Raw genomic sequence first — 26,952 nt, 5'->3', positions numbered from 1 at the left:
CAGTGTGTGTATTATGCTTTTATCGAGTTATTCACCAACAGGATGAAAGTAAAAGTGAAACATCTGCAACGATTCTTTAGTAGCGATGCTTCCGGCGGCATTGTCTTAATCATTGCCGCCGCGCTGGCGATGGTGATGGCCAATACCAGCGTGACCAGCGGTCTGTATCACTCCTTCCTGGAGACGCCAGTTCAGCTGCGAGTCGGGGCGCTGGAGATCAATAAAAACATGCTGTTATGGATCAATGATGCCCTGATGGCGGTGTTTTTTTTACTGATTGGCCTGGAGGTCAAACGTGAGCTGATTCAGGGGGCGCTGGCGAGCCGTCGTCAGGCGGTGTTTCCAGTGATTGCCGCGCTCGGCGGGATGATTGTACCGGCCCTGGTCTATCTGGCTTTTAACGCCCAGGATCCTGTCGCCAGAGAGGGGTGGGCGATCCCCGCGGCGACGGATATTGCCTTTGCGCTCGGTGTGCTGGCGCTGTTAGGTAGCCGGGTACCGACGGCGCTGAAGATTTTCCTGATGGCGCTGGCGATTATTGATGACCTCGGGGCTATCGTGATTATCGCGCTGTTTTATACCCACGACCTGTCCATGCTTTCGCTGGGCGTGGCGGCGGCGGCAATTGCGGTGCTGGTGGCCCTGAACCTCAGCGGCGTGCGGCGTACCGGGATCTATATTCTGGTTGGCGCGGTGCTGTGGACGGCGGTGCTGAAGTCTGGCGTTCATGCGACCCTTGCCGGGGTGATCGTCGGCTTTATGATCCCGCTCGAGGAAAAGCATGGCAAGTCACCGGCCAAAGCGCTTGAGCATGTCCTGCACCCGTGGGTCGCGTTTATGATCCTGCCGCTGTTCGCCTTCGCCAACGCTGGCGTTTCGCTGCAGGGAGTCACCCTGGCCGGACTGACGTCGCTTCTGCCGCTGGGCATTATGGCCGGGCTGTTTATCGGCAAGCCGCTGGGGATCAGCCTGTTCTGCTGGCTGGCGCTGAAGCTGAAGTGGGCCTCGCTGCCGGAGGGGACCACCTGCAAGCAGATCATGGCGGTGGGTATTCTGTGTGGGATTGGCTTTACGATGTCGATTTTCATCGCCACTCTGGCCTTCGGTAGCGTCGACCCCGCGTTGATCAACTGGGCCAAGCTTGGCATCCTGATTGGCTCAGTGCTATCAGCAGTCATCGGATATCTCATACTGCGTCAGCGCGTGACGGAGACTCGCCTCGCGGTATAACCTTTCTGCAGGAGAGCCTGCGTGGCTCTCCTGGACATTATCAGGGAGAGAAGCATGTCACATATCAACTACAACCATCTGTACTACTTCTGGCACGTGTATAAAGAAGGGTCCGTCGTTGGCGCGGCGGAGGCGCTGTTTCTGACGCCGCAGACGATTACCGGGCAGATCAAAGCCCTGGAAGAGCGCCTGCAGGGTAAGTTGTTTAAGCGAAAAGGAAGGGGACTGGAGCCGAGTGAGCTGGGCGAGCTGGTCTTCCGCTATGCCGACCGCATGTTTACCCTCAGCCAGGAGATGCTCGACATCGTCAACTACCGCAAAGAGTCGAATCTGCTGTTTGATGTCGGCGTCGCTGATGCGTTATCCAAGCGGCTGGTCAGCGGCGTGCTGGATGCCGCCGTCGTTGAGAGTGAGCAGATCCATCTGCGCTGTTTTGAATCCACCCATGAGCTGCTGCTGGAGCAACTGAGCCAGCATAAGCTCGATATGATTATCTCTGACTGTCCGATCGACTCGACACAGCAGGAAGGGCTATTTTCGGTGAAGATTGGCGAGTGCAGCGTCAGCTTCTGGTGCATGAATCCGGCGCCGACGAAGCCGTTTCCGGCCTGTCTGGAAGAGCGGCGGCTGCTGATCCCCGGTCGGCGTTCGATGCTGGGGCGTAAACTGCTGAACTGGATTAACGTGCAGGGCCTGAAGGTGGAGATCCTCGGCGAATTTGACGATGCGGCGCTCATGAAAGCCTTCGGCGCCGCGCATAATGCGATATTTGTCGCGCCGACGCTCTATGCGCATGATTTCTACTATGACGAATCGATTATCGAAATTGGCCGCATGGATAGCGTGATGGAGGAGTATCACGCTATTTTTGCCGAGCGAATGATTCAGCATCCCGCGGTTCAGCGCATCTGTAATCGCGATTACTCGTCACTGTTTACCGAACCCCGATAGCCTGCCGGCGTGGGCTGGCGTGGCGCTGGCCGCGCCAGCGTGCGTTAGCGGGGGAAGATGGCGGGCATAAAAAAACCCGCTTTCGCGGGTTTCTTTAACAAAGTTCAGCAAGCAGGCGATTAAGCCAGTTTGTTGATCTGTGCAGTCAGGTTTGCTTTATGACGCGCAGCTTTGTTTTTGTGGATCAGACCTTTAGCAGCCTGACGGTCCACGATTGGTTGCATTTCGTTAAATGCTTTCTGTGCAGCAGCTTTGTCGCCAGCTTCGATAGCTGCGTATACTTTCTTGATGAAAGTACGCATCATAGAGCGACGGCTTGCGTTGTGCTTGCGAGCCTTTTCAGACTGAACGGCGCGCTTCTTAGCTGATTTGATATTAGCCAAGGTCCAACTCCCAAATGTGTTCTATATGGACAATTCAAAGGCCGAGGAATATGCCCGTTTAGCCTTCTTTTGTCAATGGATTTGTGCAAATAAGCGCCGTTTAACACCACAGCGCTTCATTACGTAGTGATGGCGCAAGATTCTACCAGCTTGTTGCAGTCGAATACAGCTTTTCCACCATAAAAATCGCCGGGCGCGGCCAGTTTTCCCGCTTTCTCGCGCTGAGTGAATGAATTCCTGAGAACTTTCGTTGCCGAGGTGCAATCGCTGGTTAACGTTGACAGTTGTACAAGGTATACTCGGACGATTTTCACTGTTTTGAGCCAGACATGAAGCTGATACGCGGCATACATAATCTCAGTCAGGCCCCGCACGGGTGCGTGCTGACCATTGGTAATTTTGACGGCGTGCATCGTGGGCATCAGGCACTGCTGCAGCGGTTGCGCGAAGAGGGCCGCCAGCGCGGTTTACCGGTGGTGGTGATGATTTTCGAACCCCAGCCGCTGGAGCTCTTTGCCGCCGATAAAGCCCCGGCGCGGTTGACCCGCCTGCGTGAAAAGCTGGGCTATCTGGCTGAAAGCGGGGTCGACTATGTATTGTGCGTTCGCTTTGACCGCCGGTTCGCCGCGCTAACCGCGCAGGATTTTATCAGCGAACTGCTGGTGCGCCGCCTGGGTGTGCAGTTCCTTGCCGTCGGTGATGATTTCCGCTTTGGCGCTGGTCGCCAGGGGGATTTCTTGTTATTGCAAAAGGCCGGAGCGGAATACGGCTTCGACGTGACCAGCACCCAGACTTTCTGCGAAGGTGGGGTGCGTATCAGCAGTACGGCGGTGCGTCAGGCGCTGGCGGATGACGATCTCCTGCTGGCGGAGACGCTGCTGGGCCATCCGTTTAGCATCTCCGGACGCGTCGTTCATGGTGATGAACTGGGCCGTACCATAGGTTTTCCGACGGCGAACTTACCGCTGCGTCGTCAGGTTTCCCCGGTTAAAGGGGTCTATGCGGTAGAAGTGACAGGGCTGGGCGACAAACCCATAGCGGGCGTCGCCAATATTGGCACCCGTCCAACGGTCGCGGGCGTGCGTCAGCAGCTTGAAGTACATCTGTTGGACGTTGTAATGGACCTCTACGGTCGCCATATCAATGTAGTACTGCGTAAAAAGATACGTAACGAGCAGCGGTTTGCGTCGCTGGACGAGCTGAAGGCGCAAATCGCACGTGATGAGTTAACGGCCCGCGAATTATTTGGGCTGACCAGCCAGGCCTGAGCCGCTGGTGTTTATCAAACCGAAATACGGAACCGAGAATCTGATGAGTGACTATAAATCGACCCTGAATTTGCCGGAAACAGGGTTCCCTATGCGTGGCGACCTCGCCAAACGCGAACCGGGAATGCTGGCGCGTTGGACCGATGATGACCTGTACGGCATCATTCGTGCAGCCAAAAAAGGCAAAAAAACCTTCATTCTGCATGATGGCCCTCCTTATGCGAATGGCAGCATTCATATTGGTCACTCGGTTAACAAGATTCTGAAAGACATTATCGTTAAGTCCAAAGGACTGACGGGCTATGACTCGCCGTACGTTCCGGGCTGGGACTGCCACGGTCTGCCGATCGAACTGAAAGTCGAGCAGCAATACGGTAAGCCGGGTGAGAAATTCACCGCCGCTGAATTCCGCGCCAAGTGCCGCGAATATGCCGCGGAGCAGATCGACGGTCAGCGTAAAGACTTTATCCGCCTGGGCGTGCTGGGCGACTGGTCGCGTCCGTACCTGACCATGGACTTCAAAACCGAAGCCAACATCATCCGTGCGCTGGGTAAAATCATCGGCAACGGTCATCTGCATAAAGGCGCTAAGCCGGTGCACTGGTGCGTTGACTGCCGTTCCGCGCTGGCGGAAGCGGAAGTGGAGTATTACGACAAAACCTCTCCGTCTATCGATGTGGCGTTCCACGCGGTAGACAAAGCCGCGGTACTGGCGAAATTCGGCGTAGCCGACGTCAACGGCCCGGTTTCCCTGGTTATCTGGACCACCACGCCGTGGACCCTGCCGGCTAACCGTGCCATCTCTCTGTCGCCGGAATTCGACTACGCGCTGGTGCAGGTTGACGGTCAGGCGCTGATCCTGGCGAAAGACCTGGTTGAGAGCGTAATGAAGCGCGTTGGCGCGACGGACTACACTATTCTGGCGGCGGTACAAGGTTCTGAGCTTGAACTGATGCGCTTTAAGCATCCGTTCCTCGATTTCGACGTGCCGGCGATCCTTGGCGACCACGTGACGCTGGACGCGGGTACCGGTGCGGTGCATACCGCCGGCGGCCACGGTCCGGACGACTACACCATCAGCCAGAAATACGGTCTGGAAATCGCCAACCCGGTTGGCCCGGACGGTGCTTACCTGCCTGGTACCTATCCGTCTCTGGATGGCATCAACGTCTTCAAAGCCAACGACATCATCGTTGAGATGCTGCGTGACAGCGGCGCGCTGCTGCACGTGGAAAAAATGCAGCACAGCTATCCGTGCTGCTGGCGACACAAATCGCCGATCATCTTCCGCGCCACCCCGCAGTGGTTCGTCAGCATGGATCAGAAAGGCCTGCGCGCGCAATCGCTGAAAGAGATCAAAGGCGTGCAGTGGATCCCGGACTGGGGCCAGGCGCGTATCGAATCGATGGTCGCTAACCGCCCTGACTGGTGTATCTCCCGTCAGCGTACCTGGGGCGTGCCGATGTCGCTGTTCGTGCACAAAGAAACCCACGAACTGCACCCGCGTACCCTCGAACTGATGGAAGAAGTGGCGAAACGCGTTGAAGTTGACGGCATCCAGGCGTGGTGGGATCTCGATTCCCGCGACATCCTTGGCGATGACGCCGACAGCTACGAGAAAGTGCCGGATACCCTCGACGTGTGGTTTGACTCCGGGTCGACCCACTCTTCCGTGGTTGATGTGCGTCCGGAATTCGCCGGTCACGCCGCGGACATGTATCTGGAAGGCTCTGACCAGCATCGCGGCTGGTTCATGTCTTCACTGATGATCTCCACGGCGATGAAAGGCAAAGCGCCATATCGCCAGGTACTGACCCACGGCTTCACCGTCGATGGCCAGGGCCGCAAAATGTCCAAGTCTATCGGTAACACCGTTAGCCCGCAGGACGTGATGAACAAGCTGGGCGCCGATATCCTGCGTCTGTGGGTGGCTTCCACCGACTACACCGGCGAAATGGCGGTCTCCGATGAGATCCTCAAACGCGCCGCGGACAGCTATCGTCGTATCCGTAACACCGCGCGCTTCCTGCTGGCGAACCTGAACGGTTTCGATCCAGCGAAAGACATGGTTAAACCGGAAGAGATGGTGGTGCTGGACCGCTGGGCAGTCGGCTGCGCGCAGGCGGCACAGGAAGATATCCTGAAAGCCTACGAATCCTACGACTTCCATGAAGTGGTACAGCGCCTGATGCGCTTCTGCTCCATCGAAATGGGCTCGTTCTACCTCGACATCATCAAAGACCGCCAGTACACCGCGAAAGCGGACAGCGTGGCGCGTCGCAGCTGCCAGACCGCGCTGTTCCATATCGTGGAAGCGCTGGTGCGCTGGATGGCGCCGATCATGTCCTTCACCGCGGACGAAATCTGGGGCTACCTGCCGGGCGATCGTGAGAAATATGTCTTCACCGGCGAGTGGTATGAAGGTCTGTTCGGCCTGGCCGACGATGAAGCGATGAACGACGGTTTCTGGGATGAATTGCTCAAGGTGCGCGGCGAAGTCAACAAGGTGATCGAGCAAGCGCGTGCGGATAAGAAAGTCGGTGGCTCTCTGGAAGCAGCGGTCACGCTGTATGCCGATGCCGACCTGGCGGCCAAGCTCAACGCGCTGGGCGATGAATTACGATTTGTCCTGTTGACCTCCGGCGCCAACGTTGCCGATTATGCGCAGGCGCCGGCTGATGCCTGGCAGAGCGATCTGCTGAAAGGGCTGAAAGTGGTCCTGAGTAAAGCCGAGGGCGAGAAGTGCCCACGCTGCTGGCATTACACCAGTGACGTCGGCAAGGTAGCGGAACACGCAGAAATCTGCGGTCGCTGTGTGAGCAACGTCGCCGGTAACGGCGAGCAACGTAAATTCGCCTGATGAGTAAATCGATCTGTTCAACGGGGCTACGCTGGCTGTGGGTCGTCGTAGCCGTGCTGATTATCGATCTGGGTAGCAAATTCCTGATCCTCCAGAACTTCGCTCTGGGGGAGACGGTTCCGCTGTTCCCGTCGCTTAATCTGCATTATGCCCGCAACTATGGCGCGGCGTTTAGTTTCCTCGCCGACAGCGGCGGCTGGCAGCGCTGGTTCTTTTCCGGGATCGCGATCGGCATTTGTGTGGTGCTGACGGTACTGATGTACCGTTCGAAGGCGACGCAAAAGCTGAACAATATTGCCTACGCCCTGATTATCGGCGGTGCGCTGGGTAACTTGTTCGATCGCCTGTGGCACGGCTTCGTGGTCGATATGATCGACTTCTACGTCGGCGACTGGCATTTCGCCACCTTCAACCTCGCCGATAGTGCGATCTGCATCGGCGCAGCGCTGATTGTGCTGGAAGGTTTCTTGCCGAAACCGACCGCGAAAGAGCAGGCGTAAATGTCAATGCCGGGTGGCGCTACGCTTACCCGGCCTACAGAATTTGTGGCCGCCCGTCGGTCCGGTTAGCATAGCGCCACCGGGCAACCGGTGACCTAAAACAAGCGAGCAATTTGCATGTCTAAATCCGTACAGAGCAACAGCGCGGTACTGGTGCACTTCACACTGAAACTGGACGACGGCTCCACCGCCGAGTCCACCCGCAGCAACGGCAAACCGGCGCTGTTTCGCCTCGGCGACACCTCTCTGTCCGAAGGGCTGGAGCAACAGCTTCTCGGTCTGAAAGAGGGGGAGAAAAAGGCCTTTTCGCTGGAGCCTGACGCCGCCTTTGGCGTACCCAGCCCGGACCTGATTCAGTATTTCTCTCGCCGTGAATTTATCGACGCTGGCGAACCAGAGATCGGCGCGATTATGCTCTTTACTGCAATGGATGGCAGCGAAATGCCTGGCGTGATCCGCGAAGTGAACGGCGATTCCATCACCGTCGACTTCAACCATCCGCTGGCCGGGCGCACCGTTCATTTTGATATTGAAGTGCTGGAGATCGATCCGGCGCTGGAGGAGTAACATGCAGATCCTGTTGGCTAACCCGCGCGGTTTTTGCGCTGGTGTTGACCGCGCTATCAGCATTGTAGAAAACGCGCTGACGCTGTATGGCGCACCGATCTATGTTCGTCATGAAGTGGTGCACAACCGCTATGTGGTGGATAGCCTGCGCAAGCGCGGCGCCATTTTTATCGAACAGATCAGCGAAGTGCCGGACGGCGCGATCCTGATTTTCTCCGCTCACGGCGTATCGCAGGCGGTACGGAATGAAGCGAAGAGCCGCGACCTGACGGTGTTCGACGCCACCTGTCCGCTGGTGACCAAAGTCCATATGGAAGTCGCCCGCGCCAGCCGCCGCGGCGAAGAGTCGATTCTGATTGGCCATGCCGGCCACCCGGAAGTCGAAGGTACCATGGGACAGTACAACAACCCGCAAGGGGGCATGTACCTGGTCGAGTCGCCGGAAGACGTTCTCAAGCTGGAAGTCAAAAACGACGCCCGGCTGTCGTTTATGACCCAGACCACACTCTCCGTCGACGATACGTCTGACGTTATTGACGCCCTGCGCGCGCGTTTCCCGAAAATCGTCGGCCCGCGCAAAGACGACATTTGCTATGCCACCACTAACCGTCAGGAAGCCGTGCGCGCGCTGGCGGAGCAGGCTGACGTGGTGCTGGTGGTCGGGTCGAAAAACTCCTCCAACTCTAACCGCCTCGCCGAGCTGGCGCAGCGGATGGGCAAAGCGGCTTACCTGATTGACGACGCCTCCGATATCCAGGAAGCGTGGGTCAAGGATGCGGCCTGTGTCGGCGTGACGGCGGGCGCATCGGCGCCGGATATTCTGGTGCAGAACGTCATTACCCGCCTGCAGGAGCTGGGCGGCGGCGAAGCCGTGCCACTGGAAGGCCGGGAAGAGAATATCGTCTTTGAAGTGCCGAAAGAGCTGCGTGTGGATGTCCGTGAAGTAGAGTAAGTTCTTTCCTCCAGCAGTATGAGAAGATGCCAGACTTAACGTCTGGCATTTTTTTTAGGGAGAAACCATGCGCTTACCGATCATTCTTGATACTGACCCGGGCATCGACGATGCTGCCGCCATTGCCGCGGCGCTGTTCGCGCCCGAGCTGGAGCTGCAACTGATGACCACCGTGGCGGGCAACGTTTCGGTGGAGAAGACGACCCGTAACGCGCTGCAGCTGCTGCACTTCTGGAATGCCGATGTGCCGCTGGCGCAGGGGGCGTCGATGCCGCTGGTGCGTCCGTTGCGCGACGCCGCCTCGGTGCATGGCGAATCCGGCATGGAGGGGTATGACTTTGTTGAGCATCAACGTCAGCCGCTGGCGAAGCCGGCCTTCCAGGCGATCCGCGATACATTGATGCACGCTGCCGAGCCGATTACTCTGGTGGCGATTGGCCCGCTGACCAATATAGCGCTGCTGCTGACCCAGTACCCGGAATGCGTGTTCAACATTCGCCGGCTGGTGATCATGGGCGGCTCGGCGGGCCGCGGCAACTTCACGCCGAATGCGGAATTCAATATTGCTATCGACCCGGAAGCCGCCGCGAAAGTCTTCCACAGCGGGCTGGAGATTGTGATGTGCGGGCTGGACGTCACCAACCGGGCGCTGCTGGCGGCAGATTACCTGGCGACCCTACCGACGCTGAACCAGACCGGTAAAATGCTTCATGCTCTGTTTAGCCACTATCGCAGCGGCAGCATGAGCAGTGGTTTGCGAATGCACGATCTCTGCGCTATTGCGTGGCTGGCGCGCCCGGAACTGTTCACTCTCCAGCCGTGTTTTGTGGCGGTGGAGACGCAGGGGACCTGGACCGCCGGCACCACGGTGGTGGATATCGAAGGACGACTGGGTCAGCCGGCGAACGCCCTGGTGGCGCTCGATATCGACGTGGAAGGGTTTCAGCGCTGGGCAGCGGAGGTGATTGCCCTGGCGCCGTAACCGTTTATCCTTGCGGGTTTGTGTCGACAACGTTACACCACAGTTCGCTCGCTTCATCCGTCCACATCAGGAGTAACAGTGACGCGAAGCGTTCAGCTGCTGCGGAAAGCGGGCGGTTTTTTACGCGGATCATACCCAGTGTACGCCGGATGACGGGTTCCACTAGCGGCACGCTGACCACCGCGCTGTTGACGTGATGGGGCATGGCCAGACAGGGCAATGCCGATACGCCAAGCCCCGCCTCAACCAGGCCGAGAGAGGTGGATAAATGTCTGACTTCATAAAACCAGTTCAGCTTCCACGGTTTATCTGCCAGGCAACTTTCAATCAGTTGCCGATTGCCGCTCGATCGCCTTACGCCAATTAATCTCTGCGAGGCGAGCTCTCGCCATTCCACCAATTTCTTGCTGGCCAGTGGATGATCCTTTCTGCAGGCCAGGACGAAGGGTTCATTGACCAGTGGGCTAAATTCGATATCGGGATGTGTGATGAAGTTCATGTTTATTCCAAAATCGACTTCCCCCTTTCTCACCGAGGTCATGCAATTTTCTATACCTTGTTCATAAATTCGTACTTTGATATGCGGATAGCGCTGATTAAATTGAACGATAGCGCGAGGCAAAAAATAAAAGACGGCTGTGGGGATACAGGACAACGTTATCGTATCCTGGACATGAGAAGTGAGGCTGCTGACGTCGAAGATGGCGGCATCGAGGCTGGCAATCAGCGATTTTGCTTTCGGCAGCAGCATTGCTCCCGCCTGCGTGAGCTGAATTTTTCGGGTGGTACGTACGAATAGCGCGGTATTGAGATTACTTTCAATTTTTTTAATTTTTCGCGTCAGCGCGGGTTGTGTCAGATTAAGGACCTCGGCGGCTTTACTAAACGAGCCGAGCTCCGCCACGGTCACAAAGGCTTTCATACCGGATAGTTCATTGTTCATCATGACTCCCTGAGCGTAAATAGACTTTATGCCTATAATAGGGCCTAATTAATTATCATCGCGATGAAATCTGTAATTGATGTTCTGGGGGAATAAATCTTATTTTTTAATTTTATCAATCACCGACACCCTTGCAAGTAGAATCAGCGGGTAAACGGTATGGCGGCAATGAAATAATAAAGTTAATAAAAAACTTTAAATTCATTGAATGTATTTAATTCACGCCTGCCGCTTATTTGAGTTTTTCTTCTCTATTTGTAAGGAGCGTGTTATGAAAACTATTCCATGCGCACTTATGCGTGGCGGCACCTCAAAAGGGGCCTTTCTGTTAGCAGACGATCTCCCTGAAGATACGCAGAAACGTAATGAGGCGTTATTAACTATCATGGGTTCAGGCCATGAGCTGGAAATCGACGGGATTGGCGGCGGTAGCCCACAGACCAGCAAGGTGGCGATTGTCAGCCAATCGACCAGTCAACAAGCGGATGTGGATTACTTATTTGTTCAGGTCATTGTCAATGAACGCCGGGTAGATATCACGCCGAATTGCGGCAATATGCTCTGCGCCGTGGGTGGGTTTGCCATCGAAAAAGGACTCGTCGCGGCAACCTCTCCGGTGACACGGGTGCGCATCAGGAACGTGAATACCAATACCTTTGTTGACGCAGACATTCAGACCCCGAATGGGCAGGTGGTTTATGAAGGCGGCACGCATATTGACGGCGTTCCAGGCCAGGCCGCACCCGTTGGCTTGACGTTTTTGAACGCTGCAGGGGCGAAATCCGGCCAGCTATTCCCCACCGGCAACCGGGTCGATATCTTTGATAGTATTCGCGTGACCTGTATCGATATGGCGATGCCCATGGTCATTATTCCGGCGCAAAGCCTGGGCAAAACAGGATATGAGTCAGCGAGTGAATTAGATCAGGATAAAGGCTTTTTTCAACGCCTGGAATCCATCCGCAAACAAGCTGGCGCGGCAATGGGATTTGGCGACGTATCAAATATGGTGATCCCCAAACCCGTGCTGGTGGCGCCACCACAGCATGGTGGAACACTGACTGTTCGCTATTTCATGCCGCATAGCTGTCATAAATCGTTGGCGATCACCGGCGCCATCGGCCTGGCGAGTTCATGCATTATTGCTGATACCGTGGTTAACGAAATGACCCGCATGGCGGGGGATGGCCTCATTAACGTTGAGCATCCCAGCGGAAGCATTGATGTGAGTCTGAGCAATACTCATGGGCAGCCAGAAAACATTCGCGCATCGGTTATTCGCACCGCGCGTAAAATTCTCTCGGGAATGGTTTACCTGCCAGATTAATCATCTCACCAGACAATTTATAAATTATTCGAAACAGAGTGCCCGATTTTTATTTTGGGTCATTCCTGAGCGTTTTTATATGATTAATCTAGGCAAGGAATCAAAATGGATAAAAAATCGTTATGGAAACTATTGGTTATTATAGCCATACCAATACTGATAAGTGTATTTCCCGCACCTGAAGGGTTGACTAAGCTAGCATGGGTGTTGTCAGGTATTTATCTGGCGGCCATCGTTGGTTTAGTGATCAAACCCTTTTCCGAACCGGTTGTCTTGTTAATCGCCGTCGCTGCCTCTATGGTGGTGATCGGTAATTTAGGCGACGGCACCATAAAGTCATCGAGCGTCTTAAGCGGTTATGCTTCCGGCACCACCTGGCTGGTGTTCTCTGCATTCACCCTCAGTGCCGCTTTTGTCATTACCGGCTTAGGTAAACGTATTGCTTATATTCTTATTGGCAAGATAGGCAGTACGACGCTGGGATTAGGCTATGTCACCGCTTTTTTGGATCTGATCCTGTCACCCGCTACGCCGTCGAATACCGCGCGCGCTGGCGGTATCGTTTTACCGATTATCAATAGCGTGGCTGTGGCCCTGGGCTCGGAACCTGAACATAGCGCAAAACGCGTTGGTCATTACCTGATGATGAACGTCTATATGGTGACCAAAACCACCAGCTATATGTTTTTTACGGCGATGGCCGGCAATATTCTGGCGCTCAAGATGATTGAGGATATTTGTCATATCAAATTGAGCTGGGGCGGATGGGCGCTGGCCGGCGTGTTGCCAGGCATCATTATGCTGCTACTGACGCCGTTGATTATTTATAAGCTTTATCCCCCTGAGCTGAAGAAGGTGGATAACAAAGCGATAGCCAAAGCCGGTATTGAATCCTTAGGACCGATGACGTTACGGGAAAAGATGCTCTCCTGCCTGTTTATCATGGCGCTGGGCGGTTGGGTATTCAGTAAATCGCTGGGCGTGAACGAATCAACGGTCGCCATTTGTGTGATGGCATTGATGCTGGTATTAAAAATCGTCAGCTGGGATGATGTGATTAAGAACAAAGGTGGCTGGAACACACTGATTTGGTATGGCGGCATCATCGGTTTGAGCTCATTGCTGTCCAGCGTGGGTTTTTTCATGTGGCTGGCTGACTTGCTCAAAAATAACATTTCTTTTGGCACTCATAGTACGCTCGCCTTCATCATTATCGTGGCGTTAAGTATTTTAGTCCGTTACTTCTTTGCTTCGGGCAGCGCCTATATTGTGGCGATGGTTCCAGTTTTTGCCATGCTGGCCAATGTGTCTGGGGCGCCGGTGATGCTGACTGCATTAGCTCTGCTGTTTAGTAATTCCTATGGCGGAATGGTCACTCACTATGGCGGTGCGGCGGGCCCCGTTATATTTGGTGTGGGATACAACGATATTAAGTCCTGGTGGATTGTGGGCGGTATATTGGCACTGTTGACTTTCATCTTACACATTACCGTAGGGGTATGGTGGTGGGAGTTATTAATGTACTGGAAAGTGATTTGATGTAGCTTTGAGAGTGTCAATACGCCCGCATTTTATTTTGCATCACCTGCTGTTATTAAAAATATTATTTTTATTTGCTGAACGAGGGATTATCTATTTATGTCACCAGTTGCCATTACCTTGTCACTATTACTATTTTCAATCGTGATGTTTGTTTGGGAAAAAATCCCTCTGGCTGCCACGGCAATGCTTGTCTGCATTGTTTTAGTCGTAACCGGAATTTTCGATGTGAAAACGGCTTTTGCCGGATTTATTAACCAAAATGTCATTTTATTTGTGGCGATGTTCGTGGTTGGCGGCGCTCTGTTTGAAACCGGCGTCACCGATAAGATTGGCGGCATAGTGACGCGTTACGCCAGATCAGAGAAGCAGCTTATCGTTATTATTATGCTGGTGTGCGGCCTGCTATCCGGGTTTTTATCCAATACCGGAACGGCTGCGGTGCTGATACCCGTGGTTATCGGCGCTGCTATCAAGTCTGGCTATGCGCAATCTCGCCTGCTGATGCCGCTGGCGTTTGCTTCGGCGCTGGGGGGAAACTTATCTCTCATTGGCTCCCCAGGCAACCTGATCGCCCAGTCGGCGCTTGAGCAAGTCGGGCAACGTTTTGGTTTTTTCGAGTATGCCAAACTTGGTATTCCCATGCTGCTCTGCGGGATCCTCTACTTTTTGACCATAGGCTATAAACTGTTGCCGGCAAAATCGGCAAGCAGCAAAGCAAATGTGGACAATGGTAGAAAAATTTCTTGCCCAAAATATAAGCAAGTGATTGCTGTTATGGTATTGGTATTTACCGTCCTGGGAATGATTTTCGAGAATATTATTGGTTTACCCATTGCCATTATTGGTTCCATTGGCGCTTTATTCTTAGTCATTACTGGCGTTATTACGGAAAAGCAGGCATACCAGTCAATTGACTCACAGACTATTTTTCTGTTCGGCGGAACCCTAGCGTTAGCGAAAGCGCTTGAAACCACCGGGGCCGGGGAAATCATGGCTCGCTCTGTTATCGATCTGCTTGGTCAACAGGCTTCACCATTTTTACTGCTCAGCTCAGTGTTGGTCATGTCCTGTGCATTAACCAATTTTATGTCAAATACGGCAACGGCCGCCTTACTGATGCCAATCGGTTTGTCTATTGCCAATTCGATGGGGGCTGACCCTCGGGCGGTGCTGATGGCTATTGTGGTGGGTTGTTCGTGTGCCTATGCGACGCCAGTGGGAACCCCGGCGAATATGATGATTTTTTCCGCCGGGGGGTATCGATTTATGGATTATGTCAGGGTCGGTCTGCCGCTGATTATTATATCGATTATTGTGAGTTTTATTTTACTTCCCATCTTCTTCCCCTTCTATCCGTAAGCGTAGGTGGGCAGGAAAAAGGTTTTAATTTTATCTACAGCAAAGGATGCAAATCATGATTAAATTACATGAACATGGGGTTTATTTATCCCATGAGAATGGTATTGTTGCGGAAAAGTCATGTTCATTTCCCGTCGATAAGGAAAGTGCCCGTAAGGGAACGATCTCCTGGTCAATTCTGTCGTTCCATAGTCGATCAGCCGACGAGCGGAAGTTAAAAATTCAGTTTGATTCCATAACCTCCCATGATCTTACCTTCGTTGGCATTATTCAGACAGCGAAAGCGTCCGGGATGACGCGCTTTCCCTTGCCCTATGTTTTAACCAATTGCCACAATTCACTTTGCGCAGTGGGTGGCACGATAAACAGTGACGATCATATTTTTGGCCTGACATCGGCGCAGAAATATGGCGGGATCTATGTTCCTCCGCATATTTCCGTTATCCACCAGTATATGCGTGAAATGATGGCGGGTTGCGGCCAAATGATTCTGGGGTCGGATAGTCATACCCGCTATGGCGCACTGGGCACGATGGCGGTTGGCGAAGGGGGCGGTGAATTAGTTAAACAGTTGCTGGGCAGTACCTGGGATATTGATTATCCAGAGGTTGTCGCGGTGTATTTAACCGGTAAACCGGCAGCGGGGGTTGGGCCGCATGATATTGCGTTAGCGATCGTTGGCGCCGTCTTCAAGAGCGGCTACGTGAAGAATAAAGTGATGGAGTTCGTTGGCCCCGGTGTGGCCAGCATGTCGACCGACTTCAGAAACAGCATCGATGTGATGACCACCGAGACTACCTGCCTGTCCTCCATCTGGCAGACGGATGAAGAGACGCATAATTTCTTGCGCCTTCATGGCAGGGAGAAAGACTATCGGGCGCTGGCGGCAAAAGACATGGCCTACTATGACGGTTGCGTTGAGGTTGATTTAAGCACTATCAAGCCGATGATTGCGTTACCGTTTCATCCTGCCAACGTCTATGAAATTGCGACGCTTAATGAAAACCTGGCGGACATTTTACGTGAAGTGGAAGTGGAGTCGGAGAAGATCTCCCTTGGGCGCGCGAAGCTGTCGCTGTTAGACAAAATAGAGAACGGTAAATTACGCGTCCAGCAGGGGATCATTGCCGGTTGCGCCGGAGGTAACTATGTCAACGTGGCCCAGGCGGCTCAGGCCCTGAAGCACCATGCCTGCGGGGACAATATTTTCTCGCTCTCTATATATCCTTCCTCGCAGCCAGTGCTGATGGCGTTAAACAAAAAGGGATTAATTAACGATCTCATGAGCACTGGCGCCATTGTTCGCACGGCATTCTGCGGCCCGTGTTTTGGCGCCGGCGATACCCCGATGCATAATGGCTTAAGCATCCGGCACACGACGCGTAATTTTCCCAACCGCGAAGGTTCTAAACCGGGAAATGGCCAAATGTCCGCGGTGGCATTAATGGATGCCCGCTCAATTGCTGCAACGGCCATCAACGGCGGACTTCTGACGTCAGCTGCGGAACTCGATTGCTGGCAGGACGTACCCGACTATGAATTTGATGTATCACCCTATCAGAGCCGGGTTTATCAGGGCTTCGTGAAAGGGGTGACGCAGCAGCCGCTGATCTATGGCCCGAACATCAAAGACTGGCCGGAGATGAATGCGCTAACGGAAAATATTCTGTTGGTGGTGGCTGCAAAGATAATGGATCCGGTGACCACCACCGACGAACTGATCCCTTCCGGTGAAACATCGTCGTTTCGTTCTAATCCATTAGGTCTGGCGGAATTTACGCTATCCCGTCGCGATCCGGAATATGTCGGGCGGAGTAAAGCCATCGCCGCAATGGAGCAACAGCGCGTTAACGGTGAGGATCTCTATCGCGGTTATCCGCAGCTGGAAAATATTTTTTCACGGCTGCGACTGCTGCCTGGCCAGGAACATATTACCGTTGAGCAGACGGAGATTGGCAGCATGGTCTATGCGGTCAAACCCGGCGATGGATCGGCGCGCGAGCAGGCCGCGAGCTGCCAGCGGGTGCTGGGTGGGTTGGCTAATATTTGCCAGGAGTATGCAACCAAGCGCTATCGCTCCAATGTCATTAACTGGGGGATGCTGCCGCTGCAGATGAAACAGATACCTGACTTTGAGGTCGGCGACTTTATCTATATTCCAGCGATAAAAAGTGCGCTGGCAGGCGACCTGAACGATATCACCGCCTTTGTCCTCAGTGATAAAAAGCCGATTCAGCAGATTAGCCTCTATATGGAGACGTTAACCGCCGCTGAGCAAGAGATTATTAAAGCCGGTGGGCTTATTAATTATAATAAAAATCAATTAACTAATAGTCATTAATTGATTTCACCCCGTGCTGGCGGCCTGTTCGCTGCCAGCCATTCTTTCCTGCCAAAATCCGCTTTTTTGTGCCAGCACATAAATTGCCGCTGAATAATCATTTAATCTGCCTTTTATTGCGCGGGTCGGGTCTATCAACCTGGCCCGCAGCTATTCACGTTATTCTCATGGAGAGAGGCAATGACCTGTGGACAGGCGTATTTGAGCGGCTGGAAAGAGACCTTTAATTTTAGTGGCCGCGCCAGCCGGCAGCAGTTCTGGACGTTTTTTCTCATCAATGTATTGATCGCCACAGCGCCGCTGGCGGCCTGGTGTCTGGCAACCAGCGTTAACCCTCAATACGGCATCCTCAGTTTTGTTGTCATTCCCTTTGCCGCGCTCTGGCTGCTGCTGATGGCGCTCCCCTTGCTGGCTGTTGGCTGCCGGCGAATGCATGATATCGGCCGCTCCGGGATCTGGTTTGTGTTGGGGGTTATCATTCCGTGGTTTGCAATTATTTCGCTGGCTCTGTGCTGCCTGCGTTCAACGCCGGCACCGTCTCGCTGAGATAATCAATCATCACCCGCATCCTGGCGGGCATATGCTTATCTCCCGCCCACAGCAGCCACAGGTCGCCGGAGTAGCTGCTGATGAATTCCCACTCGGGCAGCACCTGCACGATATCGCCCTTCGCCAGCGCCTCGCGAGCGGTAAACAGCGGCAGGCTGCCAATGCCCAGATGCTGCTTAACCGCGTCGAGGCGGACGGCGGTATGGTTGGCGGCGTACCGCCCGTAGGTTTGCACTGTTTCGCTTTTCCCTTCCCGGCGGAACTTCCAGCGCGCGTCGGCGGGCGTTTCGCCAAGACTAATGCAGCAATGCGCGCGCAGATCCTGCGGCGTATACGGCGTACCGTGCTGCTGTAAATAGGGCTCAGTGGCGCAGATAACGTGCCTGATTGGCATCAGCGGTTTGCCATGCAGACCAGGGGAAGGGGTATCGGTGATGCGCAGCGCCAAATCAATACCGTCATCGATAAAATCCAGAGGGCGATCTTCCAGCCGCAGGCAGACGTCCACCTGCGGGTAGCGATGGAAAAACGCCATCATCAGCGGGTGGATCACAAAGCGGCCGACGGCTTTCGGTACGCTGAGCGTCAGCTTTCCCTGAGCGACCGTTTGGCGACTGCTGGCGGAATCTATCGCCTGCCGCGCCGCTTCCAGCATCTGCTGGGCATGCTGATACACTGTTTCCCCGGCATCGCTCAGTCGCAGCTTGCGGGTGGTACGATGCAGCAGCTTGCTGCCCATCTCCCGCTCCAGCCGCGACACGCTGCGGCTCACGGCGGAGGGCGTCAGTCCGCTCTGGCGGGCGACGGCGGAAAAGCTGCCCTGGTCGACAATCTGGACGAAGAGGGCGAGGTCCGGCAGGAGGTTTAGATTCATTTGTGCTCCCGGGGCAAAAGTGCATTGGCGGGTGGTGGGATTATCGCTGTCGATATTATCAATATACTGGTCGGACAGAGAGGAGAATCACCATGACTGAACGAGTTTATTACACCAGCGATGCTACCGACGGGCGCGCCCAGATCATCGCCTGCACCGCAGAAGTGGATGGCCGTTACGCCATCGAACTGGATCGGACGTTGTTTCACCCGCAAGGAGGCGGTCAACCGGCAGACCGCGGCTGGATAGCTGGGCAGGTGGTTGAGACGGTTATTGTGCGCGGCGACAGCGTGCTGCATATCCTGTCGCAAGCGCTTCCCCTCGGTGACGTGGAGATGAAAATTGATGCCTCCGCGAGACAGCTGCATGCCCGTCTGCATTCTGCCGGCCACCTGCTTGGCCTGGCGGGCGAACAGCTTGGCTGGCAACCGGTGAAAGCGCACCACTGGCCCGGCGAAGGGCGGATAACCTTTACCAGCAGGAACAATGCCGCGCTGCCGGACGCCAGTGCGCTACTGGCGCCGGTGAAGGCCTGGCAGGCGCAGGACTTACCGCGTCAGGTGACGTTCGCTGATGGCTTGCGCCAGGTGGGCTTCGGCGAACTGCCCGCTTATCCCTGCGGTGGCACCCACGTCGCCCGTCTGGCGGAGCTGGGCGACGTCGTCGTCAGCCAGATTAAAATAAAGAAGGGGCAGCTGGTGGTCAGCTACACCCTGGCGTAAGCGTTTTATCTCTGCTCAGGATAGGCCTGCTTGCCGTGATAAATGCGCTCCGGTCGGCCGACCTTGCCGTAGCTGATTTCCGCTTCCAGAAAGTCGTTCTTCACCCCTTGTTCCAGATAACGGCGGGCGGTGGTTTTGCTGCTGCCGAGGATACGGGCCAGCGAGTCGGCGGTATGTACCACCGACGGGTCGGCAAACAGCTGGAGCACGCGCTGAAAGGTGCTTTCATCGATCCCGCGCAGTGGTGCGCTGGCGGGTTCCGTTTGCTCCCGGGCCTGAATATTAAACAGTGCATCGACATGGATCTGGCTGGCCTGTTCGCTGGAGCGCAGCGAGCTACGATAGCGGGCAAAGCGCTCCAGCGTGTGCTGCAGGCGCTGATAGTGCACCGGCTTAATCAGGTAATCGAACACCCCAAGACGCAGCGCTTCGCTAATGGTATCCATATGATTATCTGCAGTAATAAAGATAATCCGTCCCTTGTAATGCGTACTGACAGCATGGCGTATCAGATCGATACCTTTGCCGTCGGGTAAAAAATTATCCAGCAGGATCAGCTGCGGTTGATACAGTCTGAGCTGTTTCCTGGCGCTCTCAAGCTTATCCGCAATACCAATGACGTCGAACTGGGGAAACTGTTTAATGTTATCCACCAGGATCTCCGCCAGCATAGGTTCGTCTTCAACGATAAGAGTAGTGATGCTATCCATGATGTTCTTCTCGGGTCAGGGGGATATAAAGCGTAAAGATGGTGCCAAAAGGAATATTATTTTCGACGACAATACTGCCGCCTGCCTGTTCCACATAGCTGCGTACCAGCCAGAGTCCGATACCATGATCTTTGCTGGCGCTGCTGGTGACGCCGCGCTCGAAGATCCGATCGCGCAGCGTCTCGTCAATGCCGCATCCCTGGTCGGCGATCTCAATGATCACTTCGTGACCGTCGCTGTTGATCAGGCATTCTATCTGCCTTGACCCCTGCGGCTGACGCAGGCTGGCATTGTAGGCGTTATCAAGCAGATTCCCCACGATCGAGATCCATTCATTGTGAGAAAGGGCGGTGGGTAATCTGTCAACGAAGCAGGCCGGATCGAATACCAGCTCCAGACCGAGCTCTTTGGCCCGGTAATACTTGCCGATCAACAGTCCGGCCAGATGGTTATCCTGGAAATTCCGCGCGATAAAATCGATCACCTTCTGGTGACTTTCCGACTGCTGTTGGATCAGATCCAGCGCATGATCGTAGCGTTTAAGAAACAGCAGGCCAGCGATAGTGGAGATCAGATTGCGATGCTCATGCTGCACGGCGCGCAGATTATCGGCATACTGTTGCACCTGGCTAAGCTGCAGGCTAAGGGTGTTGATATCGTCTTTGCTGCGAAAGCTGATCACCCAACCCTGTGGCTCATTGTTTAAGATCACCGCCATCCGGCTGGCGATCACTTTGATCTGATTGAAGGTGACGATTTCGTCTTTTTTATTGGCCTGTGGCGCATCGTAGAAAAAGGTCTCCTGCGAGATAACGTTGTTGATCCCTTTGCCGATAAGCGTGGTTTCCGGTTGGCTCAAATTGAGCAGGCGGCGGGCAGTCTGATTAATCGCAGTGATTTTATAACCGGAGTCGATGGCGATAAGCCCTTCGAACACCGATTCAAACAGCACGCTTTGCTGGATCAACAGCTGTGACAGCTGCTGGGGTTCCATATTGAGCATCTGCTTTTTGATATGCAGTGAGAAGCGGCGGGCGCAATAGAGCAGGAGCAGTAACATGATGGCCATCGGGATCAGCAGCGAGCTTATCTGCAGGCTGAGCCAGTTCTCCAGTTGCTCGATGGTATAGCCTACCGACACAATGCCGATCACTTTGCCGGTCGCGTCCTGAATCGGCGATTTACCACGCAACGAGGATCCCAGCGAGCCTTTGCGCACTGACACGTAGCTTTTGGCGTTTATCAATGCCTCATCACTATCGCCGCCCTCCATCGATTTGCCGATTTCATCAGGATTGACGTGATAGAGGCGCTGGCCGCTGGCATCACCGACGGTGATGTAGGTGGCGTCGGAGAACGAACGCATGGGGTCGATAAGGGCTTTGATTCTGGCGAGGTCGCGTTTCTGTACCGCCTCCACCAGCTCCGGCATCGCCGAAATCTGCATCGCCTGAATCAGCGCCCGTTGCCCGACCTGATAATGCAGACGCTCCTCGGTAATGTCTGTCAGATACCATGACATCGCCAGCATGACGGTAGTCGAGGTAAATAAGATCAGCAGGAAGATGCGATTCTGAAACGATCGCCGGGCAAACCAGTGGGTGATTTTTCGGGTATACATTGGGTAGATAGACATTAAATTGTTATTCTCCCCGTTTTGCGCCCCCGGCGCCGACAGGTGGAGCACAGAACAGAAAATTTCAGACATGTGCCCGGCCCCGTCATGCCAGGAGTGGGTATCAAATCAGCCCGGAGGCGGGGCGACAGCCACACCTCCGGGAAGGATGCCGGCCTACATCGCCAGCACGTACTTGAGCATCACCCCGGCGGCGATCGCCGAGCCGATCACCCCGGCCACGTTCGGGCCCATGGCGTGCATCAGCAGGAAGTTCTGCCCGTCCGCTTCCAGACCCACTTTGTTCGACACCCTGGCTGCCATCGGCACCGCCGACACCCCCGCCGAGCCGATCAGCGGGTTGATTTTGTGCTGGCTGAACACGTTCATCAGCTTCGCCATCAGCACCCCGGCCGCGGTGCCCACGCAGAAGGCGATCACCCCCAGCACCAGGATCCCCAGCGTCTGCGGCTGCAGGAACTTGTCCGCCACCAGCTTGGCCCCCACCGACAGCCCGAGGAAGATGGTCACGATGTTGATCAGCGCGTTCTGCACCGTATCGCTCAGCCGCTCCACCACGCCGCTCTCGCGCATCAGGTTGCCGAAGCAGAACATCCCCAGCAGCGGCGCGGCGTCCGGCAGCAGGAGCGCCACCAGCAGCAACAGCACCGCCGGGAAGAGGATCTTCTCCCGCTTACTTACCGTGCGCAGCTGCACCATGCGAATTTTCCGCTCCCTGTCGCTGGTCAGCGCCTTCATGATCGGCGGCTGGATCAGCGGCACCAGCGCCATATAGGAGTAGGCCGCCACCGCGATGGCCCCCAGCAGCTCCGGCGCCAGCTTGCCCGACAGGTAAATCGCCGTCGGGCCGTCGGCGCCGCCGATAATCCCGATGGCCGCCGCCTGCGGCAGGGTGAAGCTGATGATGCCGAAGTAGTTCAGCGTCAGCGCCCCGAGCACGGTGGCGAAGATCCCGAACTGCGCCGCCGCCCCCAGCAGCAGGGTGCGCGGGTTGGCCAGCAGCGGGCCGAAGTCGGTCATTGCCCCGACGCCCATAAAGATGACCAGCGGCGCAATGCCCGAGCCAATCGCCACCTTATAGAAGATGGCCAGCACCCCGGCGGAGTAGCCCATGTCCACCGCGAGGCTCTCCATCTGCCCCTGCACCGACGGCAGGGCCAGCGCCAGTGCCTCTTTGATGGCGTGGACGTCCGGCGCGCAGTGGAGCTTCGCGGCAATCACCGCCAGCTGCGCCGGGTCGTGGTGGGCCAGCAGGCTCTCCAGGGCGGTGAGCGCCAGCCCGGCCTCCGGGATGTTCGACAGCAGGCCGCCGAAGCCAATCGGCAGCAGCAGTAACGGCTCAAACTTCTTCGCAATCGCCAGCCACAGCAGCAGCAGGCTGACCAGCAGCATCACCGCCTGGCCGGCCCCCAGGTGCATCAGCCCCATGCCCTGAATCAGGGCGTTCAGACTTTCCATTTCCGCTCCTCGTCCTTACGCCAGCTGCAGCAGAGTGTCGCCGACCGCCACCGCGTCGCCGGCTTTCACCGCGATACCGCGCACGGTCCCGGCCTGCGCGGCGCGGATTTCGGTCTCCATCTTCATGGCTTCCAGAATCAGCAGCACCTCGCCTTCGGCCACCTTCTGGCCTTCCGCGGCCAGCACCTTCCAGATAGTGCCCGCCAGCGGGGCGGTCACCGGGGTGCCGGCGCCGGCCGGAGCCGGGGCGGCAGCAGGCGCCGCGGCCACCGGCGCGGCGCTGAGCTGGCTGACGTCGCCGCCGTCGCTGACTTTGACCACAAAGGCTTTGCCTTCCACTTCCACGGTGTAGATACCGGAGGCGGCTGGTTTTTCTGCTTTTGCCAGCGGCTGCGCGGCTTCCGCCTGCGGTACCGGCTCAAAGGCTGCCGGGTTGTGGCGGTTTTCGAGGAACTTCAGGCCGGGCTGCGGGAACAGGGCCACGGTGAGCACGTCGTCGATGGCGTTTTCGGCAAGGGTGATGCCTTTCTCCTGCGCCTGGCGTCTGACGTCGGCTTCCAGCTGCGCCAGCTCCGGCTTCAGCAGGTCGGCCGGGCGGCAGGTCACCGGGTCAGCGCCGTCAAGCACCCGCGCCTGCAGGGCGGCGTTCACCGGCGCCGGGGTGTGGCCGTACTCACCCTTCAGGATACCGGCGGTCTCCTTCGCGATGGTTTTGTAGCGCTCGCCGGTCAGGACGTTGAGCACCGCCTGGGTGCCGACAATCTGCGAGGTCGGGGTCACCAGCGGGATGAAGCCGAGGTCCTCGCGCACGCGGGGGATTTCCGCCAGCACCTCATCCAGACGGTGGGCGGCGCTCTGCTGCTTCAGCTGGCTTTCGAGGTTGGTGAGCATCCCGCCCGGGACCTGGGCGACGAGGATACGGCTGTCGGTGCCCTTCAGCTGGCCTTCGAAGGCGTGGTACTTCTTACGCACCTCGCGGAAGTACGCGGCGATGCTCTCCAGCTTGTGGATATCCAGCCCGGTGTCATATTGCGTGCCGGCGAGGGTGGCGACCAGCGCCTCGGTGGCCGGGTGGCCGTAGGTGGCGCTCATGGACGAAATCGCCGTATCCACGCCGTCGACCCCGGCTTCAATGGCCTTCAGCAGGGCCATCTCCGCCATCCCGGTGGTGGCATGACAGTGCAGGTGCAGGGTGACGTCGTAGCGTTTTTTGATTTCGCTGACCAGCTCAAAGGCGGCATGCGGCGTCAGAATGCCGGACATGTCCTTGATGGCGACGGAGTCGACGCCGGTCTCCAGCAGCTGTTCGGTGAGGTCGAGCCAGGTCTGCAGGGTGTGGGCCGGGCTGGTGGTGTACGAAAGCGTGCCCTGGGCGTGGGCGCCGTGGCGGCGGACCGCCTGCAGGGCGGCCTGCATGTTGCGCGGGTCGTTCATGGCGTCGAAGACGCGGAAGACGTCCATGCCGTTTTTGACGGCGCGCTCCACGAAGCGCTCCACCACGTCGTCGGCGTAGTGGCGGTAGCCGAGCAGGTTCTGGCCGCGGAGCAGCATCTGCAGCGGGGTCTTCGGCATCGCCTTTTTCAGCTCGCGCAGGCGGACCCACGGGTCCTCGCCGAGGAAGCGGATGCAGGCGTCAAAGGTGGCGCCGCCCCAGCACTCAAGGGAGCGGTAGCCGACCTCGTCGAGCTGAGCGGCGACGGGGAGCATATCGTCGAGACGCAGACGGGTGGCGAACAGGGACTGGTGGGCGTCGCGCAGGACGACATCGGTAATGGCAACGGTCATAAATTCCTCCGTGAATTAAGGGTGAAGACGGCGATGGTGGTGAATGGCGGCGACAATCGCCGGCTTTAAGCGGGCGAAGTCGTCGGCGGGCGCGACGGCGGCCGGGGCCGGTTTGGGGGCGGCAGGCGGCTCGGGAAACAGGCGGTTGACGGCGAGGGACATTCCCCGGATGGCAAAGATGAGCAGCAGCAGGAACACCAGCACAAAGCCCATGCCGAGAAACATCAGGGTGAAGCCTTCGCCTAACAGGACGGCATTGTCAGTCATTGGTACATCTCAAATAGAGGCACGATGGCGCGCTGCCTGACAAGGTTTCTGGCGTTTCCGGCTAAGGAGCAGGGTGGATTTCCCTCTGCCGCTCCCGGCATAGGACCCTGATACGTTCTTCACCTGTCAGTTCAACGTGCCATCGTGCAAATGGGTTAAACCATCATGCCGAACACGATGCTGGCGATGACCAACACAATACCCCCGCCCAAACGGGAGGAGATTTGCGCATAAGAGATAAGGTTCATACGGTTACAAGCAGAGAGAACTTCCAGGTCGCCGGAGCCGCCGCGGTTGGCCATACACAGGCCCGCCGTGATCGCCGATTCAATTGGGAAGAAGCCCATCAGCCAGCCGCCGATCGCCGCGCCGAGCACTGCGCCGATAACGATTACGGCGGCGATAACAACGTTATAGACAGTAATGGCATTGATGATTTCCTGCAGGTCGGTGTAGCAGACGCCGACGCCGACCATCAGTACCCACAGCAACTGTTTAGAGAAGAAATCAGACAGACGCTTGGCGCCGGCTTTGATTTCTGGTGAGCACAGGCCGGAGGCGTTTAGCGCCGCAACGATCAGTACCATCCACGCGAAGTAGTGAATCGAAACGCCGCCAATGCTGGGCAGGATTTTCTTGGCGACGACGTAGGCCAGCAGGAAACAGGTAGTGGACAGCACCAGGCCGACGGCGGTTTCACGATGGGTGATTTGTCCCGCTTTTTCATCTTCTTCCACTTTGAATGAGGCTTTACGCACCAGTTCGCCTTCGCCGCTCAGCCAGGTGTGCTTTTTACCGATGATATCGAGTATCGCGGCAAAGACGATGGCGAAGATGTTGGCGATGGTCAGGATAGCGATGGCAGTAGAGTAATATTCTTCGCGAGAACGACCAGTGACGGAGTGGTAAATCTCCGACAGGGGGACCGCGCCCGCGCCGTTGCCGCCACCCATGATCGGCAGGACGTAGAGCATCATGATGCGATCCACTGGGATCCCGAACACCAGACCGATAGCGATGCCGAAAATCGACGCGCCGACAATGCCCATCAGGATGGTTGGAATATAGCCGAGCAGTGATTTCAGCAGCAGGCGGCGGTTCACCGACAGAATCGCACCGGTAATTAATACTGCGATAAATAAGTTAAGGAAGTTACTTTTATCCATCACGTTGCTGATAGCATCTATCTCTTTCTGCGTGAAAATACCGGCATAGACGAAATAAGCTGCCACCAGGAAAATCATCACCGGAGCGCCACCGATATATTTGTTGAATATTGGCAGGCGTTTGCCAATTTCACCGAATATGGCACCGATAATAAACATGATGGCGAATCCGCCGACGATGTCGGTGGGTAAAGCGTTATAGAAATGTGAAAGTAATAGCGTAATTAACGCAAACGCATAAAGGGGTAGCGGCATGCCGAAGATTTTAAATCCCAGCAGGTCGTTAACGCCCTTCTTCTCCGCTGCCGGAGCCTGACTCATGTTAGTCATAAACGTTATCCTGTTTATTGATGGAGTAGTAAGACCGGCGCATAGTAATAAATAGACCCAGGGGTAAGGTGTGATTATCTTCACTGAATACTCGTGTTTTTTATTAATTTAATTGGTTTTATGATTCTGAATTAATTAACAACATAAAAACCATAAAGCCAATTAAGCCACGAGAAAAACTGTGACTTAAATACAAGAATCCATAGCCGAACGCTGGCGAAATACAGTTCGTTTTGAAATGACGAAGCGC

At 55.8% G+C, this 26,952-nt stretch carries 23 protein-coding genes and 1 pseudogene; 15 read left to right on the top strand and 9 right to left on the bottom strand.

Annotation, left to right across the window (positions count from 1 at the left end; translation table 11 throughout):
- The first annotated feature begins 54 nt into the window (after positions 1 to 54).
- Positions 55 to 1,230: a Na+/H+ antiporter NhaA gene (nhaA, locus tag FHW76_RS19305; protein ID WP_047667525.1), complete on the top strand. Its 1,176-nt coding sequence runs from the start codon at positions 55 to 57 to the stop codon at positions 1,228 to 1,230.
- Positions 1,231 to 1,284: 54 nt separating this feature from the next.
- The gene (gene nhaR, locus FHW76_RS19300; RefSeq protein ID WP_008807495.1) at positions 1,285 to 2,181 is read left to right on the top strand and encodes a transcriptional activator NhaR; all 897 of its coding nucleotides are present in this window, start codon (positions 1,285 to 1,287) and stop codon (positions 2,179 to 2,181) included.
- A gap of 119 nt (positions 2,182 to 2,300) precedes the next feature.
- Here nhaR and rpsT read toward each other — a convergent pair whose 3' ends face one another.
- Positions 2,301 to 2,564, bottom strand: a complete 264-nt coding sequence (rpsT, locus tag FHW76_RS19295) for a 30S ribosomal protein S20 (RefSeq protein ID WP_002887965.1) — start codon at positions 2,562 to 2,564, stop codon at positions 2,301 to 2,303.
- 116 nt (positions 2,565 to 2,680) lie between these two features.
- On the opposite strand from rpsT, the pseudogene FHW76_RS26690 reads away from it, so the two are divergent.
- The 7 genes and pseudogenes from FHW76_RS26690 to rihC all read left to right on the top strand — a co-directional run.
- Positions 2,681 to 2,886, top strand: a pseudogene (locus tag FHW76_RS26690) (DUF2575 domain-containing protein); the annotation flags it as partial.
- A 7-nt stretch (positions 2,887 to 2,893) separates the two neighbouring features.
- Complete coding sequence (gene ribF / locus FHW76_RS19290) at positions 2,894 to 3,832, top strand: bifunctional riboflavin kinase/FAD synthetase (protein WP_008807494.1); 939 nt, start codon at positions 2,894 to 2,896, stop codon at positions 3,830 to 3,832.
- A 43-nt stretch (positions 3,833 to 3,875) separates the two neighbouring features.
- On the top strand, positions 3,876 to 6,692 hold the full coding sequence (gene ileS / locus FHW76_RS19285; RefSeq protein ID WP_012968972.1) for an isoleucine--tRNA ligase: 2,817 nt from the start codon (positions 3,876 to 3,878) through the stop codon (positions 6,690 to 6,692).
- The gene (lspA, locus tag FHW76_RS19280) at positions 6,692 to 7,192 is read left to right on the top strand and encodes a signal peptidase II (RefSeq protein WP_008807492.1); all 501 of its coding nucleotides are present in this window, start codon (positions 6,692 to 6,694) and stop codon (positions 7,190 to 7,192) included. The genes ileS and lspA overlap by 1 nt, the downstream gene beginning before the upstream one ends.
- A gap of 117 nt (positions 7,193 to 7,309) precedes the next feature.
- The gene (fkpB, locus tag FHW76_RS19275) at positions 7,310 to 7,759 is read left to right on the top strand and encodes an FKBP-type peptidyl-prolyl cis-trans isomerase (protein ID WP_002887976.1); all 450 of its coding nucleotides are present in this window, start codon (positions 7,310 to 7,312) and stop codon (positions 7,757 to 7,759) included.
- A 1-nt stretch (position 7,760) separates the two neighbouring features.
- On the top strand, positions 7,761 to 8,711 hold the full coding sequence (ispH, locus tag FHW76_RS19270) for a 4-hydroxy-3-methylbut-2-enyl diphosphate reductase (protein ID WP_002887979.1): 951 nt from the start codon (positions 7,761 to 7,763) through the stop codon (positions 8,709 to 8,711).
- A 67-nt stretch (positions 8,712 to 8,778) separates the two neighbouring features.
- Entirely contained in the window at positions 8,779 to 9,693 is a 915-nt protein-coding gene (rihC, locus tag FHW76_RS19265) for a ribonucleoside hydrolase RihC (protein ID WP_183476902.1), read from the top strand.
- A 4-nt stretch (positions 9,694 to 9,697) separates the two neighbouring features.
- Here the strand turns inward: rihC and FHW76_RS19260 are convergent, their stop codons facing one another.
- Positions 9,698 to 10,636: a LysR family transcriptional regulator gene (locus FHW76_RS19260; protein WP_012968969.1), complete on the bottom strand. Its 939-nt coding sequence runs from the start codon at positions 10,634 to 10,636 to the stop codon at positions 9,698 to 9,700.
- Between the two features lie 271 nt (positions 10,637 to 10,907).
- On the opposite strand from FHW76_RS19260, the gene FHW76_RS19255 reads away from it, so the two are divergent.
- The 5 genes from FHW76_RS19255 (at position 10,908) to FHW76_RS19235 (ending at position 17,751) form a co-directional block, all read left to right on the top strand.
- Positions 10,908 to 11,963: a 4-oxalomesaconate tautomerase gene (locus FHW76_RS19255; RefSeq protein WP_183476900.1), complete on the top strand. Its 1,056-nt coding sequence runs from the start codon at positions 10,908 to 10,910 to the stop codon at positions 11,961 to 11,963.
- Between the two features lie 105 nt (positions 11,964 to 12,068).
- On the top strand, positions 12,069 to 13,502 hold the full coding sequence (locus FHW76_RS19250) for an anion permease (protein ID WP_012542900.1): 1,434 nt from the start codon (positions 12,069 to 12,071) through the stop codon (positions 13,500 to 13,502).
- Positions 13,503 to 13,601: 99 nt separating this feature from the next.
- Positions 13,602 to 14,864, top strand: coding sequence for an SLC13 family permease (locus FHW76_RS19245; protein ID WP_072123508.1), 1,263 nt, complete (start codon positions 13,602 to 13,604; stop codon positions 14,862 to 14,864).
- A 55-nt stretch (positions 14,865 to 14,919) separates the two neighbouring features.
- Positions 14,920 to 17,205 (top strand): hydratase, encoded by a 2,286-nt coding sequence (locus tag FHW76_RS19240; RefSeq protein WP_110209731.1) that lies wholly within the window; start codon positions 14,920 to 14,922, stop codon positions 17,203 to 17,205.
- A 180-nt stretch (positions 17,206 to 17,385) separates the two neighbouring features.
- Positions 17,386 to 17,751, top strand: coding sequence for a DUF805 domain-containing protein (locus tag FHW76_RS19235; RefSeq protein ID WP_008807490.1), 366 nt, complete (start codon positions 17,386 to 17,388; stop codon positions 17,749 to 17,751).
- Here the strand turns inward: FHW76_RS19235 and FHW76_RS19230 are convergent.
- Complete coding sequence (locus tag FHW76_RS19230; protein WP_008807489.1) at positions 17,699 to 18,628, bottom strand: LysR family transcriptional regulator; 930 nt, start codon at positions 18,626 to 18,628, stop codon at positions 17,699 to 17,701. The two genes, FHW76_RS19235 and FHW76_RS19230, sit on opposite strands and share 53 nt — an antisense overlap.
- Positions 18,629 to 18,720: 92 nt before the next feature.
- On the opposite strand from FHW76_RS19230, the gene FHW76_RS19225 reads away from it, so the two are divergent.
- Positions 18,721 to 19,350, top strand: coding sequence for a hypothetical protein (locus FHW76_RS19225; RefSeq protein ID WP_064171324.1), 630 nt, complete (start codon positions 18,721 to 18,723; stop codon positions 19,348 to 19,350).
- Positions 19,351 to 19,355: 5 nt separating this feature from the next.
- On the opposite strand, the gene FHW76_RS19220 is transcribed toward FHW76_RS19225, so the two are convergent.
- The 6 genes from FHW76_RS19220 to citS form a co-directional block, all read right to left on the bottom strand.
- Positions 19,356 to 20,060: a response regulator gene (locus FHW76_RS19220; RefSeq protein ID WP_023339573.1), complete on the bottom strand. Its 705-nt coding sequence runs from the start codon at positions 20,058 to 20,060 to the stop codon at positions 19,356 to 19,358.
- Positions 20,053 to 21,681 (bottom strand): sensor histidine kinase, encoded by a 1,629-nt coding sequence (locus FHW76_RS19215; protein WP_048293643.1) that lies wholly within the window; start codon positions 21,679 to 21,681, stop codon positions 20,053 to 20,055. Before FHW76_RS19215 ends, FHW76_RS19220 begins: the two co-directional genes overlap by 8 nt.
- A gap of 171 nt (positions 21,682 to 21,852) precedes the next feature.
- Complete coding sequence (locus FHW76_RS19210) at positions 21,853 to 23,154, bottom strand: oxaloacetate decarboxylase subunit beta (RefSeq protein ID WP_117339664.1); 1,302 nt, start codon at positions 23,152 to 23,154, stop codon at positions 21,853 to 21,855.
- Between the two features lie 15 nt (positions 23,155 to 23,169).
- Positions 23,170 to 24,939, bottom strand: a complete 1,770-nt coding sequence (gene oadA / locus FHW76_RS19205; RefSeq protein ID WP_183476898.1) for a sodium-extruding oxaloacetate decarboxylase subunit alpha — start codon at positions 24,937 to 24,939, stop codon at positions 23,170 to 23,172.
- Between the two features lie 15 nt (positions 24,940 to 24,954).
- Positions 24,955 to 25,206, bottom strand: coding sequence for an oxaloacetate decarboxylase subunit gamma (locus tag FHW76_RS19200; RefSeq protein ID WP_012540458.1), 252 nt, complete (start codon positions 25,204 to 25,206; stop codon positions 24,955 to 24,957).
- Positions 25,207 to 25,361: 155 nt separating this feature from the next.
- Positions 25,362 to 26,702 carry a citrate/sodium symporter CitS gene (citS, locus tag FHW76_RS19195; RefSeq protein WP_023297053.1) on the bottom strand — a complete coding sequence of 447 codons (1,341 nt, stop codon included), beginning with the start codon at positions 26,700 to 26,702 and terminating at the stop codon, positions 25,362 to 25,364.
- Positions 26,703 to 26,952: the final 250 nt, after the last annotated feature.

The organism is Klebsiella sp. RC2, assembly GCF_014192815.1.
Lineage (GTDB): Bacteria > Pseudomonadota > Gammaproteobacteria > Enterobacterales > Enterobacteriaceae > Klebsiella > Klebsiella variicola.
Note: the sequence above shows the minus strand (reverse complement) of the source record. Positions and strands in the feature narration are given on the sequence as shown.